The organism is Pedococcus sp., assembly GCF_036554925.1.
In the GTDB taxonomy this organism is placed as follows: domain Bacteria; phylum Actinomycetota; class Actinomycetes; order Actinomycetales; family Dermatophilaceae; genus Pedococcus_A.
In genome coordinates this window covers 12896-30881 of sequence record NZ_DATBMI010000066.1, presented here as the reverse complement: position 1 = coordinate 30881, position 17986 = coordinate 12896, and the positions used below count along the sequence as shown (strand labels likewise).

Genomic DNA, 17986 nt, shown 5'->3' with positions numbered 1-17986 from the left:
GACGCGTACCATCGCGACCGTGAGGGGTGCGCGGGGTTGGCTGGCACTGGGTCGGGACCTCGCCATCGACCTCGGCACCGCCAACACCCTGGTGTACGAGCGCGGCCGGGGTGTGGTGCTCGACGAGCCGTCGGTCGTCGCCGTCGAGGCCGGGACGTCCCGGCTGCTGGCGGCGGGGACCCGGGCCAAGGAGATGCTCGGGCGGACGCCCGGCAACGTCCGGGCCGTCCGGCCGCTCCAGGACGGCGTCATCTCGGACGCGGACATCACCGAGCGGATGCTGCGCTACTTCGTCGACCAGGTCCGGCCCTCGCGGCTCGTGCGCCCGCGCATGGTCGTCTGCGTCCCGAGCGAGGTGACCGGTGTCGAGCGGCGGGCGCTCGAGGATGCCGCGGTCCGCAGTGGCGCCCGCCGCGTCTACGTCATCGAGGAGCCGATGGCCGCGGCGATCGGCGCAGGGCTGCCGGTCAACGAGACCTCCGCGTCCATGGTCGTCGACATCGGGGGCGGCACCACCGACGTCGCCGTCATCAGCCTGGGCGGGATCGTGACCTCACGGTCCGTCCGCGTCGGCGGTGACGAGGTCGACGAAGCGGTCATCGCGCATGTCAAGAGCGAGTACTCCCTCCTGCTCGGTGAGCGCAGCGCCGAGGACATCAAGGTGCGCGCGGGCTCGGCCTTCCCCCTGCGCGAGGAGACGAGCACCCGGGTCCGTGGTCGTGACCTCGTCACCGGGCTGCCGAAGACGGTGACGATCTCCAGCGCCGAGGTCCGCCGGGCGATCGAGGGCCCGGTGCTCCAGATCGTCGAGCTCGTCCGGGCCACCCTCGACGTGTGCCCACCGGAGCTCGCCGGCGACGTCCTCGACAACGGGATCACCCTGACGGGGGGCGGCGCCCTCCTACGGGGCCTCGACGAGCGGCTGCGCCACGAGCTCGGCGTGCCCGTGCGCGTGGCCGACGACCCGCTGCGCTCGGTGGTGCTCGGTTCCGGGCGGTGCGTCGACGAGTTCGCCACCCTGGAGCGGGTCCTGGTCGACACCCGCCGCCTCTGAGCATGACCCGCCCGACCCGCCCGTCCCGCCGCCGGCTGGCGCTCGCCCTCGTCGCCGCGACGGCGGTGCTGCTGGTCCTCGACCTCGCGGGCGCCCCCGGGGCGTCACAGGTGCGGGCCGCCGGGGCCGCGGTGTTCGGTCCCCTCGAGACGCTCGCGCGTGGGGGCCTCGGAGCGCAGGTGGATCCCGGCGGCCCCGCCGATGACCGCGTCCGCACGAGCGTGGAGTCCGCCGCGCGCGACCAGCACGTGGGCGACGCCCGCCGGCTCGCGGACCTGCTGGAGTCGTCGCAGACGCGCGGCGCGCCCCTGGTGCCGGCGAGGGTCGTGGCGGTCCGGGCCGAGGGTGCGTCAGGTCCCTCGCGCGTGACGGTCGACGCCGGGTCGCGGGACGGCGTCAGCGAGGGGCTCACCGTCGTCAGTGCGGAGGGACTGGTCGGCCGGGTGGTCTCGGTCGCACCGTGGACGGCCGACGTGCTGCTGCTGGGCGCGGCGGACGCCACCGTGGGCGTGCGAGTCGGGCAGGGGGGAACCCTCGGCGCGGTGACGGGTGCGGCCGGGCCCAGACCCCGTCGTGCGGGCCTGCTTGGGCTGACCCTGGTGCAGCGGGGGAGCGTCGCCGTCGGGGACCAGGTGACGACCTTGGGCAGCCCTGGCGGGAGGCCCTTCCGGCCGGGGATCACGGTGGGCAGGGTGACCGCCGTCGACCCTGGCCGGGGCGAGCTCGCGCCGACCGCCGCCGTCGCTCCTGCTGTCGACGTCACGACCCTCGACGTCGTTGGCGTCCTGCTCGGTGCCCCGCGGTCGACCCCGCGCCCGACGCTCACCGGGGGCCCGCGGTGATCGTCGGGCTGTCGCCGGTGGGCCTCGCCCGCGCGGCTCTCCTGGTCGCGATGGCGCTGCTGAGCGCCGTCCAGGGCTCGCGCGTCGGCCTCGCCCTGCCGGACCTCGTGCTGCCGGTCGTGGTTGCAGGAGCCCTGCTCGCCGGCCCGTCCCGTGGGGTCGTGCTGGGGCTGGCGGCAGGCTGGGTCGTCGACCTCATGCCTCCCGGCGCCGCGGTGCTCGGCTCCAGTGCCCTGCTGTATGCCGCGGCGGGGCTCGTGGCCGGAGCCGGCCGCCGGGAGGGCCGGACGCCACTCATCTGGGTCGCCGTCGTCGTGGCGGGCGCCGCCGCCACGCTCTGGGCGGGACGGGCGTTCCTGGCCGGCCTGGTGGGTGCGCCGGTGGCCTGGGGCGAGGTCGGGCTGCGACTGGCCCTGACCACCGCACTCGGGGTCGTCCTGGTGCCCGCCCTCGTGTGGGCCGAGCACGCCCTCGCCCGGCGTGCCCCCGCATGACCAGGCCTCGCGACACCTCGGCCCGGTTCTGGGTGTTCGGGCTCGTCGTGCTGTCAATGATGGGCGCGCTGCTCGGCCGGCTCGGCCAGGTGCAGCTCGCCGACCACGACGACTACGCGGCCGCCGCGGCGACGGTGAACAGCCGGGTGGTCGTCCAGCCCGCGCTGCGCGGCAGGATCCTCGACCGCACCGGGGCTCCTCTGGTCGACAACACCTCCGAGGCCGTCGTGACCATCGAGCGCGCCGCCCTGCTCGACGCGGACGACGGGGGCCGGGCCCTCGTCGAGCGCGTGGCCGCAGCCCTGCGGCTGCCCGTCGCCCAGGTCTGGGGACGGACGCAGCCGTGCGGGACCCGGGACACCCCACCGCCCCCGGTGTGCTGGAACGGATCGCCGTACGAGCCCGTGCCCGTGGCCGCCGGGGTGGACCCGGCGCTCGCCCTCAGCCTGCTCGAGCGGCCCGAGGACTTCCCGGGCGTCGAGGTCGCCGCCCGGCCGGTCCGCGACTACCCGTCACGGTCCCGGGCCGGCGCGGCGCACGTCCTCGGCTACCTCACCCGCGCCGGCGCCGAGGACGTCAGGGCCGGTGGGGGCACGGTGGGTGACTCCGACCTCGTGGGGCGCTCGGGCCTGGAGGAGCAGTACGACCGGGTGCTGCGTGGGACGCCCGGGCGGACCACCGTGACCGTCGACCCCCGTGGCGTGGTGACCGGGCAGCTGTCCGTCTCGGCACCGGTCCCGGGTCGTGACCTCGTGACCCACCTCGACGTGCGGGTCCAGGCAGCGGCGGAGCGCGCCCTCGCCGAGGCGGTCCAGACGGCCCGCCGACGCGGTGAGGAGGCGGACGCCGGCGCCGCCGTCGTCCTCGACGTCACGAACGGCGGCGTGGTCGCGGCGGCGAGCCACCCGGCATACGACCCCACGGTCTGGACGGGCGGGATCACCGAACGGGAGCTCGCGTCGCTCACCGACCCGGCGGCCGGCACACCGCTGGTCTCGCGGGTGACGTCGGCCGCGTTCGCGCCCGCCTCCACCTTCAAGGTGGTCTCGCTGCCCGCCGCGGTCTCGGCAGGGAACCCGCTCGGCGGCCGCTACCCGTGCACGTCCAGCTACCGGATCGGCAGCCGGGAGTTCCGCAACTTCGAGTCTCGCGCCTACGGGTCGATCGGGCTGCGCGAGGCGCTCGTGGTCTCCTGCGACACCGTGTTCTACGACTTCGCGTACCGCTCCTGGCAGTCCCAGGGCGGCCTCGCGGCGCACGGCGACGGCGGTGACCCGTTCATCGCCGCCGCCCGGGCCTTCGGCCTCGGTGAGCGCACGGGCATCGACCTCCCGGGGGAGCAGGCCGGGCGCGTGCCCAGCCGGGAGTGGAAGCAGCAGCAGTGGAGACAGACCCGCGAGGACACCTGCGAACGCGCCCGCACGGGCTACCCGGAGGTGGCGGCGACGGACGGGACGCGAGCGGCCTACCTGACGTCCCTGGCGCGCGAGAACTGTCGGACCGGCTTCCAGTTCCGGGCCGGCGACGCCGCCAACTTCTCCATCGGCCAGGGTGACATGGCGGTCTCGCCGCTGCAGATGGCCCGGGCGTACGCGGCCATCGCCAACGGCGGGACGCTCTGGACCCCCCACGTCGCCAGTGGGTTCCGGCAGGCCGGGGGAGGGGCCCTCGAGACCGTGCCGCCACACCGCGACGGCTCGGTGGGACTCAGCCCGGCGATGCTCCGCTTCCTCCAGGACGCCCTCGTCGGCGTCGTCACCGAGGGCACCGCGAAGGGAGCCTTCACCGGCTTCCCGCTGCGGCAGTGGCCGGTGGCGGGCAAGACCGGGACCGCCGAGGTCTTCGGCCGGGGCGACACCTCGTGGTTCGTCTCCTACGCGCCCGCCACGAAGCCGCGGTATGCCGTCGCGGTCGTCGTCGCTCAGGGCGGCACGGGCGGCGAGACCGCGGCACCTGCGGCGCGCCGGATCCACGACGTCCTCCGTCGGATCGGGTGACGGCGGGACCACTGCGCCGACCCACGCTGCGCGGAGCGCCCCCGAGTCTCTAGGCTGCCTCCCATGGCTGACTTCGACGTTGTGGTGCTGGGTGCTGGTCCGGGTGGGTACGTCGCGGCGATCCGTGCGTCGCAGCTCGGGCTGAAGGCCGCCGTGGTGGAGGAGAAGTACTGGGGAGGTGTCTGCCTCAACGTCGGGTGCATCCCGTCGAAGGCGCTGCTGCGCAACGCGGAGATCGCGCACATCATCACGCACGAGAAGGACACCTTCGGCATCGGCGGCGACGCCACCATGGACTTCAAGGTCACCCACGCGCGCAGCCGGAAGGTCGCCGAGGCCAGTGCCAAGGGCGTGCACTACCTGATGAAGAAGAACAAGATCGTGGAGCTCGACGGCTGGGGCACGATCAAGGACCCCCGGACCGTCGAGGTCAGGGGCGGCGACGGCCAGACGCAGACCGTCACCTGTGACAACCTCATCATCGCGACCGGCGCGACGACCCGGCTCATCCCCGGCACGTCGCTGTCCGAGCGGGTCGTGACCTACGAGGAGCAGATCCTCACCGACCAGCTGCCGAGCTCGATCATCATCGCCGGGTCCGGCGCCATCGGCGTCGAGTTCGCCTACGTCATGAAGAACTTCGGTGTGGACGTGACGATCGTCGAGTTCCTGGACCGGATGGTGCCGACCGAGGACGCCGACGTGTCCAAGGAGCTGCTCAAGCAGTACAAGAAGCTCGGCGTGAAGGTCATGCTGTCGACCAAGGTGGAGGCCATCGAGGACACCGGCTCCAACGTCCGGGTCACGGTCTCGCCGGCCGGTGGTGGCGACCAGCAGGTGCTCGAGGCCGACAAGGTCCTCCAGGCCATCGGCTTCGCCCCGCGCCTCGAGGGCTACGGCCTCGAGAACAGCGGCGTGAGGACCACCGACCGCGGCGCGATCGAGGTCGACGCGCGGGGTCGCACGAACGTCGACGGCGTCTACGCGATCGGCGACGTCACCGGCAAGCTCATGCTGGCGCACACCGCCGAGGCCATGGGGGTCGTCGCCGCCGAGACCATCGCCGACGCGGAGACGATGGAGATCGACTTCGACATGATCCCGCGGGCGACGTTCTGCCAGCCGCAGATCGCCTCGTTCGGCTACTCCGAGGAGCAGGCCAAGGAGAAGGGCTACGACGTGAAGACCGCGTCGTTCCCGTTCTCCGCCAACGGCAAGGCTCGCGGCATGGCCGAGGGTGTCGGCTTCGTCAAGATCGTGGCCGACGCCAAGCACAACGAGATCGTCGGGGCCCACCTGATCGGCCCCGAGGTCACCGAGCTGCTCCCGGCGCTGACCCTGGCGCAGATGTGGGACCTCTCCGCCGACGAGGTGGCCCGCAACATCTTCGCCCACCCGACCCTCAGCGAGGCCATGAAGGAGGCCGTCGAGGGCATCGCCGGCCACATGATCAACCTCTGACGGCGCTCGTTTCCCACCCGCCGACCTGAGGGACAGGCCCGGTATGCCGCGCGTGCGGCTCCCGATCACGACCGACCGCCTCGTCCTCCGGAGCTTCCGCCCCGGGGACGAGGCGGACGTGTTCGCCTACCGATCCGTACCCGACGTCGTGCGGTACATCCCCGGCGAGCCCAAGACGCGTGAGCAGGTGGCCGACATGGTCGCCGAACGCGCCACCGCGGGACGGGTGGAGCCGTCGCAGCCGATCTGCATGCTCGCGGTCGAGCTCGACGGCCGGGTCGTCGGCGACGTGCTCCTCCACCTCGACGGCCTCGACGGGCACGACGGCAGGCAGGCCGAGATCGGTTGGGTCTTCGCGCCCGACGTGCAGGGCCACGGGTACGCCACCGAGGCGGCGCGCGAGCTGGTGCGAGTCGCCGTCGAGGACCTCGGCGTGCACCGGGTCTGGGCCCAGATCGACCCGGTCAACACCGCATCGACGCGGATCTGCGAGCGGCTGGGCATGCGGCGCGAGGCACTCTTCGAGCGGGCGTCGTGGTTCAAGGGGGAGTGGACCGACCTGACCGTCTACGCCATCCGCGCCGACGAGTGGCCCAGGGTGAGGGCCGACTGACCCTGGCTACTTCCTCGGCTTCTTGACCTTCGGCGGCAGCGTGGCGACGTGCTCGCGGGCCCGGTCGACCCAGGCGGTCTGCTCCGCGTCGGACAGGTCCTGGGGGAGGGACAGGTAGCCGCCCATCGGGCGCTCGGCGGGCCCGAAGGGCCCGCTGCCCGGCAGTGCGCGCAGCTCCTCGAGGCCCGCTGGGTCGAGCTTGACGCCGATGTCGGAACCGAACAGGCCGGCGAACATGTTGCCGTTCACGAACGCGCCCACGCTGCCGAACATCGGCTTGACCTCGACGCCCGGCGCCTCCCGCACCATCGCGCGGAAGCGCGCCTTGTCCTCGTCGCTGTGCTTCGGCATCGGCATCTGCACATCCAACCCCCGCAGGGCTGGGCCCGCCATCTGGGCCCATCGTGTCGGGTGGGGGCCGGGCTCGCTCCCACGGCCACGGCACTGGTCGCACCCTGCCGACTCGAGCGGATCAGCGACGTAGCGGCGTGGTGCAGGCATGAAGGTTGGCCCGGTCGCCGCGGACGCCGTCAGGGACAACGGGGCACGTCGGTTTCCCGCCCCCTCGACGTGCAGCCTTCCGACCAGCTCCCACCGGGGGTGATCACCTCGCCGCGCTACGACCGCGAGCCGGCGAAGGCCTGGTACCACCGACGCGCCGAGCGGGACCGCCTTCGGGCCTCGGGCAGGGTCGCGGGAGACCACCCCACGGACGCCGAGCTCGAGTACCGTCGGCTGGCCAACCGGTACGGCCGCAGCCCGTGGTGGCCGTACCGGAGCGCGGGCCTTGCGCAAGCGCTCGGCGTGGAGGCCGGGTGCCTGCCCGGGCCGGCCGACCGGGCGCCGCGTCGAGACGCGGAGGCTGGGGCCGGCGGCGATTAGGGCACCGTGGCGTCGCGCTGATAGCCTGACCCCTGCCGTAGACCGGCCGCGGATCGAGAGAGCCCAGGTGAACCAGCCCTGGCGCACCGCGCAACGACCACCAGAAGGAGAAGTGTCGACCCATGCCGTTGAGCACGGACGTCAAGAAGAAGATCATGGCCGAGTACGCGACCGCCGAGGGCGACACCGGCTCCCCCGAGGTGCAGATCGCGCTCCTCACCCAGCGCATCAAGGACCTCACCGAGCACTCCCGTCAGCACAAGCACGACCACCACAGCCGGCGCGGCCTGCTGCTGCTGGTCGGCCAGCGCCGTCGGCTGCTGCGCTACCTCGAGAGCGTCGACATCGAGCGCTACCGCTCGCTGATCAAGCGCCTCGGTCTGCGTCGATAAGAGCTTCAACACCAGGGAGCGGTCCCGCCACCACGTGCGGGCCGCTCCCTTCTGTTGGAAGGCGGGGCGTTTGAGGCCGGGCATGTCCCAGCCCCGCGGTGGCCGGCAGGCCCGCGCCGCCCAGCACAACTGCATATCGGAACGACCAGAGAAGAAGCCCGTGCACAACGACGATGCACGCGGTTCGCAGAGAGAGACCAAAGGAGGGCCCAATGGAGGGTCCAGACATTCAGTTCGCCGAGGCCACGCTCGACAACGGCAGCTTCGGCACCCGCACCGTCCGGTTCGAGACCGGGCGACTGGCCAAGCAGGCCGGCGGCGCCGTCGCCGCCTACCTGGACGAGGACACGATGCTCCTCTCCACCACCACCGCCGGGAAGTCCCCGCGCGAGGGTTTTGACTTCTTCCCCCTGACGGTCGACGTCGAGGAGCGGATGTACGCCGCGGGCAAGATCCCGGGCTCGTTCTTCCGCCGCGAGGGTCGCCCGTCCACCGACGCGATCCTCACCTGCCGGCTCATCGACCGCCCGCTGCGTCCCACCTTCACCAAGGGGCTGCGCAACGAGGTCCAGGTCGTCATCACGGTGCTCGCGCTCAACCCCGACCACCAGTACGACGTGCTCGCCATCAACGCGGCGAGCGCCTCGACCCAGATCTCCGGCCTGCCGTTCTCCGGCCCGATCGGCGGCGTCCGCGTCGCGCTGATCGACGGCCAGTGGGTCGCGTTCCCGAACTTCTCCGACGCCGAGCGCTCGACCTTCGACATGGTCGTCGCCGGCCGGGTCGTGGGCGACGACGTCGCGATCATGATGGTCGAGGCCGAGTCCACCGACGCCACCTGGAACCTCGTCAAGAACGAGGGCAAGCAGGCGCCGACCGAGGAGGTCGTGGCCGACGGCCTCGAGGCCTCCAAGAAGTTCATCAAGGCGCTCTGTGACGCGCAGGCCGAGCTGGCGAGCAAGTCGGCCAAGCCGGTCCAGGAGTTCCCGATCTTCCTCGACTACGAGGACGACGCGTATGCCGCGGTCGAGGGCGCCGTCTCCGCCGACCTCACGCAGGCGCTCACCATCGCCGGCAAGCAGGAGCGCGAGGAGCGCATCGACGAGATCAAGGACGCCATGAAGGCGTCTCTCGCCGAGCAGTTCGAGGGTCGTGAGAAGGAGCTCTCCGCTGCCTACCGCTCCGTGCAGAAGAAGCTGATCCGCCAGCGCATCCTGCGCGACAAGGTCCGCATCGACGGCCGTGGCCTCGCCGACATCCGCGCCCTGAGCGCCGAGGTCGAGGTCCTGCCGCGCGTGCACGGCTCGGCGATCTTCGAGCGTGGCGAGACCCAGATCATGGGTGTCACCACGCTGAACATGCTGCGCATGGAGCAGCAGCTCGACACCCTCTCCCCGGTGACGCGCAAGCGCTACATGCACAACTACAACTTCCCGCCGTTCTCCACGGGCGAGACCGGTCGCGTGGGCTCGCCGAAGCGCCGCGAGATCGGCCACGGCGCCCTGGCCGAGCGTGCGCTCATGCCGGTGCTGCCGACGCGCGAGGAGTTCCCCTACGCGATCCGCCAGGTCTCCGAGGCGCTCGGCTCCAACGGCTCGACGTCGATGGGCTCGGTCTGCGCCTCCACGCTGTCGCTGATGAACGCCGGTGTGCCGCTGCGCGCGCCGGTCGCCGGCATCGCGATGGGCCTGGTCTCCGACGAGGTCGACGGTGAGACGCAGTACGCGGCCCTGACCGACATCCTCGGCGCCGAGGACGCGTTCGGTGACATGGACTTCAAGGTCGCCGGCACCCGCGAGTTCGTCACGGCGATCCAGCTCGACACCAAGCTCGACGGCATCCCCGCCTCGGTGCTGGCCGGCGCGCTGACCCAGGCCCGTGACGCCCGCCTGCACATCCTCGACGTCATGAACGAGGCCATCGACACCCCGGACGAGATGAGCCCCTTCGCTCCTCGCGTCATCTCGGTGAAGGTCCCGGTCGACAAGATCGGCGAGGTCATCGGCCCGAAGGGCAAGATGATCAACCAGATCCAGGAGGACACCGGCGCCGACATCTCCATCGAGGACGACGGCACGGTCTACATCGGCGCCACCGACGGCCCGTCCGCCGAGGCTGCGCGCGCGGCGATCAACGCGATCGCCAACCCGCAGATGCCCGAGGTCGGCGAGCGCTTCCTGGGCACCGTGGTCAAGACGACGACCTTCGGCGCGTTCATCTCGCTGCTCCCCGGCAAGGACGGCCTGCTGCACATCTCCGAGGTGCGCAAGCTCGTCGGCGGCAAGCGGATCGACGCGGTCGAGGACGTCCTCGCCGTCGGCCAGAAGGTCCAGGTCGAGCTCAAGGAGATCGACCCGCGCGGCAAGCTCTCCCTTGCCGCTGTCCTGGCCGAGGGCGAGACCGGCGAGCAGGCCGAGGCCGAGGCCGAGGGCGACTCCGAGGAGCGTGCGCCGCGCGAGGACCGTGGTGACCGCGAGGAGCGCGGCGAGCGTCGCGAGGGTGGGCGCGGCCGCGGCCGCAACCGCCGCCGTGGCGACCGCGGTGACCGCGCCGAGCAGGGCTCCGGCACGCAGGAGTCCGACCAGCTCGTCGAGGCACACGACGCCGGGGCTCCCGCCTCGTCGGAGGACGCCGCGAACTGACGTTCGCCTGAGCGCCTGAGCGAAGGGCCGGTCCACCCGCACGGGTGGACCGGCCCTTCGTCGTGCCCCTGAGGGGCAGCCGGGCAGGGTGTGGCAGGGCCGGGGGGGCAGGGGTGAGGCAGGGGTGAGGCAGGGGCAGGGCAGGGGCAGGAGCAGGAGCAGGAGCCCGGGCAGGGCGGAGGTCGCGGCGCGGACAAGGGGTTGACGCCCGTGGGATTCGTCGTCCACACTCATCTACGACCTAAAACGATTTAGGTGATGAAAGGGTCAACGATGACAGACATCAGTCGCCGGGTGCTGCTCGGTGCTGCGGGGGCGGGGGCCGCCACGCTGTTCGGCGCCAGCTGGCCTCGCCTCACCGCCACGGACATCGCCGGCCGCGGGGGCGACGTGCTCAACGTCGCGATCCTCGGCACCAACCAGGACGCCGCCGCGCGACAGGGCCTCGTCGACGCCTTCCGCAGGCAGCACCCCGACATCCCGGTGCGGATCCAGGCCATCCAAGGGCAGGACTGGTCCAACTTCTTCGCGAAGATCCTCACGATGGTGGCGGCCGGGACGCCGCCGGACGTGTGTGTCGTTGCCACGGAAGGCGCCCAGCTCTTCGCGGATCGTCTCGCCGAGCCGCTGGACCCCTACATCACCCGGGATGCCGCGGTCATGGAGGACTACTTCTCCGATGTGCACCCGAGCCTGGTCGAGGCGTTCATGTACCGAGGAAACCTCTACCAGCTCCCGATCGACTTCAACGCGGCCAACATGTACCTCAACCTCGACGCGTTCGCGAAGGCCGGGCTGGAGCGCCCCGCCGCGACCTGGACGCACGAGGACTTCCTCCGGACGGCCCGCACGCTGCGCCGCTCCAACCGCGCGCCCTTCGTGCCGTTCTACTGGACCAACCGTCTCTGGGGCGGCGTGGTCCCGTGGCTCTACATCAACGACACCAGCTTCCTCAAGGAGGCGAAGTCTCCCGGGGGCGAGTGGCTCTGGCAGCGGTTCTACCAGGGTGACGCGGCAGCGGCCGGGCGCAGCGGCGGCTTCCTGTGGGAGGAGTCCAACGCCCTCGATCCCAAGGTGGAGGAGTCATTCGACTTCCTGCGCCGGATCGTCGCCGAAGGACTGGGCACAAGCCCTGCCCAGGGCGGCGGCAACGAGCTCGTGGCGCAGTTCGCCGGGGGCAGCATCGGCATGACCCCGGCGGGGGGCTACTGGGTCCAGGGCCTGTCGGAGGCGGGGATGACCGAGCGTCAGTTCGACGTGCAGTACTTCCCGCGGTGGCGGTCCCAGCGCCACCAGTTCGGCGCCGCCGGGTACGCCATCATGCGGACCTCGAAGCGCAAGGACGAGGCCTGGGAGTGGGTGAAGTTCTGCACCTCGCGCGAGGGGATGGCGCTCGCGTTCCCGGCTCCGAACACCACTCCGACGCGCCGCTCGCTGGTCACCGAGGCGCTCTACTCAGGCAAGGGACCGGCCCACTGGAAGGTCTTCTACGACACGCTCGACCAGCTCCCGGCCGCGCCGATCCCGGCACCCCCGCAGCAGGCAGCGATCGAGACCGCCCTCATCAAGAACGTCCTCGGTGCGGTCACCGGAGCGCAGTCCGGACTCACCTCCGCCCTCTCACGGCTCGACCGTGACCTGAACCTCGCCCTCGGGAGGTCCTGATGGCCACAGCCACGGCAAGCAGGCCGACGACCCGCGTGACGACCCCCACTTCCACGACCGCAGAGCGTGCCCGCTCACGGACCCGGTTCGCGGCGGTCTTCCTCGCTCCGACCGTGATCGGCATCGGCCTCTTCACGGTGCTGCCGATCATCGCGTCGTTCGTTCTCGCGTTCTTCCGCTGGGACGTCATCTCCGCCCCCGAGTGGGCGGGTCTGGACAACTTCGCAGACATCGGCGGCGACCCGACTGTCCGGGTGGCGTTCCTCAACACCATCGGCTTCGTCGTCGCCGCCGTCGCACTCCAGCTGGGGATCGCCCTGGGCCTGGCCGTCCTGGTGCAGGGAAAGCTGCCGGGCTGGCTGCGGTCGTTCTTCCGTTCGGTGTTCTTCTTCCCGCTGATCCTGTCGGCGTCGTCGGTGTCGATCATGATGTCGTACCTGTTCAACCAGAACTTCGGGCTGGTCAACCACCTGCTGGGCAAGCTGGGCGTGCCGGCGGTGCCCTGGCTCACCTCCGAGACCGGCGCCGCGGTCATGGTCGTGCTGGTGTACGTCTGGCAGAACTTCGGCTTCTCGTTCCTGCTCTTCCTCGGCGGTCTCGCCTCGATCCCCAAGGAGGTCTACGAGGCCTCCGCGATCGACGGCGCGACCGGGTGGCGGCAGTTCTGGAAGATCACGCTCCCGCTCGTCAGCCCGACGCTGCTCGTCGCCTCCGTGATGGCGATCATCGCCGCGCTGCAGATCTTCGACCAGCCCTACGTCCTCACCCGCGGCGGACCGGGCGACTCGACGCGGACCGCCGTGATGGTGATCTACGAGTCCGCCTTCCAGCAGCTGCAGTTCGGGCGGGCCTCCGCCATCGGCATCGTCCTGACGGTCCTCATCATGCTCGTGACCGCACTGCAGTTCCGCCTGTCCCGCCGATTCGTCTTCTACTCCTAGGGAGCCGAGAGCCATGACCATGACCGCCAGAGCACCCCGGGTGACCCAGAGCCGGCCCCCCGGGCCCCGCCTGCCGAAGCGGCTCAGCACCACGCGTCACCTTCCCGACGTCGGCGCCCTCGGCCGGATCGCCTTCCTGCTGGTCGCGACGGCGCTGACCCTCGGGCCCGTCCTGTGGACCGTCGCGACCTCGTTGCGCCCCGTGACCGAGTCCCTGGGTGTGAGCCCCAGCCTGGTCCCGACCAGCCTCGACCTCGGCGCCTACCGCGATGTCTTCACGCAGGTCGACATGGCGCTGCTGATCCTCAACAGCGTGCTCGTGACGGCAGCCTGTGCCGTCGGCCAGATGGTGACGGCAGCCATGGCGGGCTACGTGTTCGCCCGGGTCGAGTTCCGCGGGCGTGGTGCCCTCTTCGCGGTCGTCCTCGCCACGATGATGGTGCCGATGCAGGTCACGATCGTCCCGGTCTTCATGCTGGTCCGCGGGATGGGGCTGTCCGACACGCTGCTCGCCCTCATCCTCCCGGCCATCCCCACCGCCTTCGGCACCTTCCTGATGCGGCAGTACTTCCTCGGGCTGCCCGCCGAGCTCGCCGAGGCCGCGGAGATCGACGGCGCTGGCCCCTGGCGGACCTTCTTCTCGGTGTTCGCCCCGCTGGCGACGCCGGGAATGGCGATCGTGGGCATCCTCGCGTTCAACTACCACTGGAACGAGTTCTTCCGCCCGCTGATCATGACCATCAGTGAGCAGAACTTCACGCTTCCGCTCGGGCTGGTCACCCTGCAGGGCAACATGGGCACCGGCAGCGTCGCCACGGTGCTGGCCGGCGTGGTCATCTCGATGATCCCCGCCCTGGTCGTCTTCGTTGTCGGCCAGCGGACCCTGCGCGAGGGTCTGACCGCAGGCAGCCACCGCTGACCGACGGCAGGCGGACCCCCAGATCGACCGCAGACGGACCGCAGACGGACCAGACGGACCGCCCACGGACCAGACGGAGCGCTGACGGACACGAGTGGTCGCGACCGAGCACCGGCCTCAGGGCCACACGGCATACCGCTGGCCCGCCCCGGGCCACCCGAGAAAGGACACCTGCGTGACCGCCTCCCCGGCTGCTGTGGCAGCGCCGCAGTTCCACCTGCGCCCGACCCACGGCTGGCTCAACGACCCCAACGGCCTGGTCCATCACGACGGCCGGTGGCACGTGTTCTTCCAGCACAACCCGCTGGGCCCCGTCCACCACCACATCCACTGGGGCCACATGAGCAGCCCGGACCTCGTGACCTGGACCGAGCACCCTGTGGCGTTCGGGCCGACCGCCGGGGGGCCGGACAGCTTCGGCTGCTGGTCGGGCGTGTTCGCGCCGGGCCTGGGCCAGCCGGCGGTGGTGTACTCGGGCGTCGTCGACGAGTCGCTGCACAGCACCATCTGCCTGCGCTGGGGCTCGGCCGACCTCACCACGTGGAGCGAGCCGGTGGTGGTGGGGACGACCCCGGTGGGCATGGGCGTGCGGGTGATGCGCGACCCGTTCGTCTTCGAGCACGGAGGCCGCCGCTGGGGCCTGCTCGGCGCGGGTCTCGATGACGGTACCGCGGCCATCCTGCTCTACTCCTGCGACGACATGCTCGACTGGCGCTTCGAGGAGGTCTGGCTGGCCGCGCGTGAGCAGTCAGTGCTGAGTGAGGGAGCTCCGGCGGACATCTGGGAGTGCCCGCAGCTCGTGTGGGCGGACGGGGTTCCGGTGCTGGTGCTGTCGCTCCAGCTCGACGGCGTGCTCGGGGATGTCGTTGCCGTCATGGGCGACGTGGCCGAGCAGGACGGCCGGCCGCGGTTCACCGCGTCGTCCGTGGAGCGGCTCGACACCGGGAACTGCTTCTACGCCCCGCAGCTGGTGCAGGACGGCTCCTCGCCGCTGATGTTCGGCTGGGCCCGGCAGGAGCCACTCGACACCTCGGGGCTCGGCGACGGCCCGCACACGGCGGGATGCCTGACCCTTCCCCGGCGCCTCACGGTCCGCGACGGGCGGCTGCTGGTCCTGCCCGACCCCGCGGTGGCGCTGCTGGTCGCCCAGGAGAGCGACTCGGATGCCGACAGCTCGCCGGGCGGAACCGGGGGGAACGGCCGGGGCACTCGCTGCGTCGCTGGTGTGCACGAGCTGCCCGGAGCCGCGCGGCTCACGGTGACGTCGGCGCCGGGCGATGGCAAGGGGTGGACCCTGCGCGGCGCGTCGGGATCCCAGTCCCTGCGACTGGTTCCCGGTACCGCGGTCTGGGTGGATGCCGACGTCGTCGAGGTGTACCCGGGCGACGGCGCAGCTCCGCAGACCTTTCGACTGTCCGGCCCTCCCTGGGGGCTGGAGGTGCCGGACGGCGGATCGCTGCGCGTCAGCGCGGTGGTCCCGCCGACTCCCGGACGACGAGAGGGCAGCGGAGGTGCTCGCGCCGCGAGGCGTCCGGGACCAGCCGCCCCGTGACGGTCTCGAGCAGCAGCTCGACGGCCCGTTCCCCCATGGCGGTGTGGGGGAGGGCCAGGGTCGTCAGGGCGGGGACCACGTTGGCGGCGACGGCCTCCTGGTCGTCGAACCCCACGACGGAGAGGTCGCCCGGCACGTCGAGGCCGAGCCGGGCGGCCGCCAGCAGCACGCCGGTCGCCACCCGGTCGTTCGCGGCGAAGATCGCGGTGGGCCGGTCCCCGACCGGAGCCGGCCCGCCTGCTGGGCCGGCGAGGACGCGGACGGCACCGTGGTAACCCTCGTCGATGTCCCATCCCACGGTGAGGACGGGTGAGTCCGCCGCAGCGACGTGCGAGCGGAGCGCAGCGCGAAAACCCTTGGCGCGCAAGGGGCCGGCGATGTTGCCAAGATGGTGCGGCTGACCCGGGGTGATGCCCACGCCGCTGAGCATCGTGATGCGGCGGTGCCCGAGCCCGAGCAGGTGGCGCGCGGCGTCCCAGCCCCCGCGGTAGTCGTCCGGCACCACCGACGGGTAGGGGTCCCCGGCCTGCTGGCAGTTCGCCAGGACCAGGGGTAGGGACGTCCTCGGCACGGTGTCGAGCTCGCGCAGGCCCATGGTGGCGTAGATGAGACCGTCCACCTGGCGGTTCGCCAGCTCGTCGGCGGCAGCCTGCTCGCGCTCGGGGTGGTCCTGGCTGTCGAACACGACAACCACGTAGCCGTCGCGGGTGGCGCGTTCGACGGCGCCGCCGAGCAGGCGACCGGCGAACGGCGACGAGGCGATGGCATCGGTCACCAGCCCGATGACGTGGGTGCGCTGTCGGCGCAGGCTCTGCGCGACCCGGTTGGGCTGGTAGCCGAGCTCTGCCGCCGCGGCGAGGATGCGCGCCCGTGTCGCCGCAGACACGTTGCCCGCGTCGTTGTCGTTGAGGACCAGGGACACTGCCGTCACCGAGACCCCAGCGCGCTGGGCCACGTCGGCGGCGCGGGGACGGGGGCTCACGTGAGCAGCCTAGTCAGCGGGGTGCGCCGCTCCCCACCGCCTCGCCGTCGCGGCGGGGCGCGCCCAGCGGTCGTCGTGGCCGCGACCGCTGGCGGGCAACCCCGTGCCCGTATGCCGCCCGTTTGCCTTGCCCCCGACGCGGACCGATGCTTCAGGCATGGCTGACAACAGGACGTTCGTGGTGGTCGGTGGCGGGCTCGCAGGCGCCAAGGCGCTGGAGGCCTTGCGGGAGAAGGGGTTCGACGGTCGGCTCGTGCTGTTCGCGGCGGAGGACCACCTGCCCTACGAGCGGCCGCCGCTGTCGAAGGAGTACCTCAAGACGGGCGAGAAGCTCGACGAGGCGTTCGTCCACGACCGGGAGTGGTACGACGCGAACCGCGTGGACCTGCGCCTCGGCGCTCCGGTCGTGGCGATCGACCCGGCAGCACACGAGGTCGTCACCGGGGACGGTGAGCGGACGGCATACGACCGTCTCCTGCTCGCCACGGGCAGCAGCCCGCGCCGCCTGAACCTGCCCGGGGCGGATCTCGACGGCGTGCTGTACCTGCGCACCATCGAGGACAGCGACCGGCTCCGCTCGGCGTTCCGGCCCGGGAAGCGGGTGGTCTTCGTCGGGGGCGGCTGGATCGGACTCGAGGCGGCCTCGGCCGCCTCCGAGGCCGGCGCCGAGGTCACGGTGCTCGAGGCGCTCGACCTCCCGCTGGTGCGCGTGCTGGGGCCGAGGGTCGCCACGGTCTTCGCGGAGCTGCACCGCGAGCACGGGGTGGACCTGCGCACGTCGGTCCAGGTGTCCGCGCTGGAGGGCGACGCCGGCCGCGTCACGGCCGTGCGGCTCGCCGACGGCTCGCTGGTCCCGGCCGACACGGTCGTGGTCGGGATCGGTGCGGCGCCGAACGTCGAGCTGGCCGAGCGGGCCGGCCTCGCGGTCGAGAACGGCGTGCTGGTCGACGCCCAGGGCAGGACGAGCGATCCCGACGTGTTCGCCGCAGGCGACATCGCCAACCACGAGCTGCCCGTGCTCGGGCGGCGCATCCGGGTGGAGCACTGGGCCACGGCCCTCAACCAGCCGGTCGCGGTCGCCGCGGGGATGCTCGACCAGGAGGACCGCTATGACGAGCTTCCGTACTTCTACACCGACCAGTACGACCTCGGCATGGAGTACATCGGGCTGGGCAGCCCGGACGACGAGGTCGTGGTGCGAGGTGACCTCTCCCAGCGTGAGTTCATCGCGTTCTGGCTGCGTGAGGGCAGGGTCGTGGCCGGCATGAACGTCAACGTCTGGGACGTCGTCGACGACGTCAAGGCGCTCATCAGGTCTGGTGTCGTCGTCGACCGCGTCCGGCTGGCCGACCCCGACGTGCCGCTGGCGGACGTGGAGCAGGCGAACAGCCGGGGGACTTAGGCAAACAGTTGGTAAGGACCGGGCGTGATGTCCGTTTTCTTCCCCCTGGGTGTTCTAGGGTCACGACGGTTTGCGCCCACGACCTGGGGCAGGCCCAAGGACTGGTCACCGGGGTGTGGAGGACGTTGTGCGGGTACATCGCAATCAT

15 protein-coding genes are annotated in these 17986 nt (G+C 71.8%); 13 read left to right on the top strand and 2 right to left on the bottom strand.

The genetic code is table 11. The features are described 5' to 3' along the window. Positions 1-10: 10 nt before the first annotated feature. From VIB11_RS05595 to VIB11_RS05570, 6 genes are all read left to right on the top strand, one after another. Positions 11-1054: a rod shape-determining protein gene (locus VIB11_RS05595; RefSeq protein WP_414695768.1), complete on the top strand. Its 1044-nt coding sequence runs from the start codon at positions 11-13 to the stop codon at positions 1052-1054. A gap of 2 nt (positions 1055-1056) precedes the next feature. Next, positions 1057-1896, top strand: a complete 840-nt coding sequence (mreC, locus tag VIB11_RS05590; protein ID WP_332029176.1) for a rod shape-determining protein MreC — start codon at positions 1057-1059, stop codon at positions 1894-1896. Continuing rightward, the gene (locus tag VIB11_RS05585) at positions 1893-2390 is read left to right on the top strand and encodes a rod shape-determining protein MreD (protein ID WP_332029174.1); all 498 of its coding nucleotides are present in this window, start codon (positions 1893-1895) and stop codon (positions 2388-2390) included. The genes mreC and VIB11_RS05585 overlap by 4 nt, the downstream gene beginning before the upstream one ends. Further along, positions 2387-4387, top strand: a complete 2001-nt coding sequence (gene mrdA, locus VIB11_RS05580) for a penicillin-binding protein 2 (RefSeq protein WP_332029172.1) — start codon at positions 2387-2389, stop codon at positions 4385-4387. The genes VIB11_RS05585 and mrdA overlap by 4 nt, the downstream gene beginning before the upstream one ends. Positions 4388-4450: 63 nt before the next feature. Next, positions 4451-5848, top strand: a complete 1398-nt coding sequence (gene lpdA / locus VIB11_RS05575) for a dihydrolipoyl dehydrogenase (RefSeq protein WP_332029171.1) — start codon at positions 4451-4453, stop codon at positions 5846-5848. Between the two features lie 43 nt (positions 5849-5891). Further along, positions 5892-6461, top strand: coding sequence for a GNAT family protein (locus tag VIB11_RS05570; RefSeq protein WP_332029170.1), 570 nt, complete (start codon positions 5892-5894; stop codon positions 6459-6461). Positions 6462-6467: 6 nt separating this feature from the next. Here VIB11_RS05570 and VIB11_RS05565 read toward each other — a convergent pair whose 3' ends face one another. Further along, the gene (locus VIB11_RS05565; protein ID WP_332029294.1) at positions 6468-6818 is read right to left on the bottom strand and encodes a TfoX/Sxy family protein; all 351 of its coding nucleotides are present in this window, start codon (positions 6816-6818) and stop codon (positions 6468-6470) included. Between the two features lie 647 nt (positions 6819-7465). On the opposite strand from VIB11_RS05565, the gene rpsO reads away from it, so the two are divergent. From rpsO to VIB11_RS05535, 6 genes are all read left to right on the top strand, one after another. After that, positions 7466-7735 (top strand): 30S ribosomal protein S15, encoded by a 270-nt coding sequence (rpsO, locus tag VIB11_RS05560; RefSeq protein WP_332029168.1) that lies wholly within the window; start codon positions 7466-7468, stop codon positions 7733-7735. Between the two features lie 212 nt (positions 7736-7947). Then, positions 7948-10377 (top strand): polyribonucleotide nucleotidyltransferase, encoded by a 2430-nt coding sequence (locus tag VIB11_RS05555; protein ID WP_332029166.1) that lies wholly within the window; start codon positions 7948-7950, stop codon positions 10375-10377. Between the two features lie 273 nt (positions 10378-10650). Beyond that, positions 10651-12042 (top strand): extracellular solute-binding protein, encoded by a 1392-nt coding sequence (locus VIB11_RS05550; RefSeq protein ID WP_332029164.1) that lies wholly within the window; start codon positions 10651-10653, stop codon positions 12040-12042. Then, the gene (locus VIB11_RS05545; RefSeq protein ID WP_332029162.1) at positions 12042-12983 is read left to right on the top strand and encodes a sugar ABC transporter permease; all 942 of its coding nucleotides are present in this window, start codon (positions 12042-12044) and stop codon (positions 12981-12983) included. The genes VIB11_RS05550 and VIB11_RS05545 overlap by 1 nt, the downstream gene beginning before the upstream one ends. 19 nt (positions 12984-13002) lie before the next feature. Further along, entirely contained in the window at positions 13003-13902 is a 900-nt protein-coding gene (locus tag VIB11_RS05540) for a carbohydrate ABC transporter permease (RefSeq protein WP_414695767.1), read from the top strand. 175 nt (positions 13903-14077) lie between these two features. Further along, positions 14078-15454: a glycoside hydrolase family 32 protein gene (locus tag VIB11_RS05535; RefSeq protein ID WP_332029158.1), complete on the top strand. Its 1377-nt coding sequence runs from the start codon at positions 14078-14080 to the stop codon at positions 15452-15454. Here the strand turns inward: VIB11_RS05535 and VIB11_RS05530 are convergent. Further along, positions 15366-16436: a LacI family DNA-binding transcriptional regulator gene (locus VIB11_RS05530; RefSeq protein ID WP_332029156.1), complete on the bottom strand. Its 1071-nt coding sequence runs from the start codon at positions 16434-16436 to the stop codon at positions 15366-15368. The genes VIB11_RS05535 and VIB11_RS05530 overlap by 89 nt on opposite strands. Before the next feature lie 157 nt (positions 16437-16593). Between VIB11_RS05530 and VIB11_RS05525 the strand changes: the two genes are divergently transcribed. Next, positions 16594-17838, top strand: a complete 1245-nt coding sequence (locus VIB11_RS05525) for an NAD(P)/FAD-dependent oxidoreductase (protein ID WP_332029155.1) — start codon at positions 16594-16596, stop codon at positions 17836-17838. Positions 17839-17986 lie beyond the last annotated feature (148 nt).

Excerpts from the sequence above, each read along its gene's own strand:
- mrdA (WP_332029172.1), top strand. The coding sequence starts at position 2,387 with ATGACCAGGCCTCGCGACACCTCGGCCCGGTTCTGGGTGTTCGGGCTC.
- rpsO (WP_332029168.1), top strand. The coding sequence starts at position 7,466 with ATGCCGTTGAGCACGGACGTCAAGAAGAAGATCATGGCCGAGTACGCG.
- VIB11_RS05525 (WP_332029155.1), top strand. The coding sequence starts at position 16,594 with ATGGCTGACAACAGGACGTTCGTGGTGGTCGGTGGCGGGCTCGCAGGC.
- VIB11_RS05555 (WP_332029166.1), top strand. The coding sequence starts at position 7,948 with ATGGAGGGTCCAGACATTCAGTTCGCCGAGGCCACGCTCGACAACGGC.
- VIB11_RS05540 (WP_414695767.1), top strand. The coding sequence starts at position 13,003 with ATGACCGCCAGAGCACCCCGGGTGACCCAGAGCCGGCCCCCCGGGCCC.
- VIB11_RS05550 (WP_332029164.1), top strand. The coding sequence starts at position 10,651 with ATGACAGACATCAGTCGCCGGGTGCTGCTCGGTGCTGCGGGGGCGGGG.
- lpdA (WP_332029171.1), top strand. The coding sequence starts at position 4,451 with ATGGCTGACTTCGACGTTGTGGTGCTGGGTGCTGGTCCGGGTGGGTAC.
- mreC (WP_332029176.1), top strand. The coding sequence starts at position 1,057 with ATGACCCGCCCGACCCGCCCGTCCCGCCGCCGGCTGGCGCTCGCCCTC.
- VIB11_RS05545 (WP_332029162.1), top strand. The coding sequence starts at position 12,042 with ATGGCCACAGCCACGGCAAGCAGGCCGACGACCCGCGTGACGACCCCC.
- VIB11_RS05565 (WP_332029294.1), bottom strand. The coding sequence starts at position 6,818 with ATGCCGATGCCGAAGCACAGCGACGAGGACAAGGCGCGCTTCCGCGCG.
- VIB11_RS05570 (WP_332029170.1), top strand. The coding sequence starts at position 5,892 with ATGCCGCGCGTGCGGCTCCCGATCACGACCGACCGCCTCGTCCTCCGG.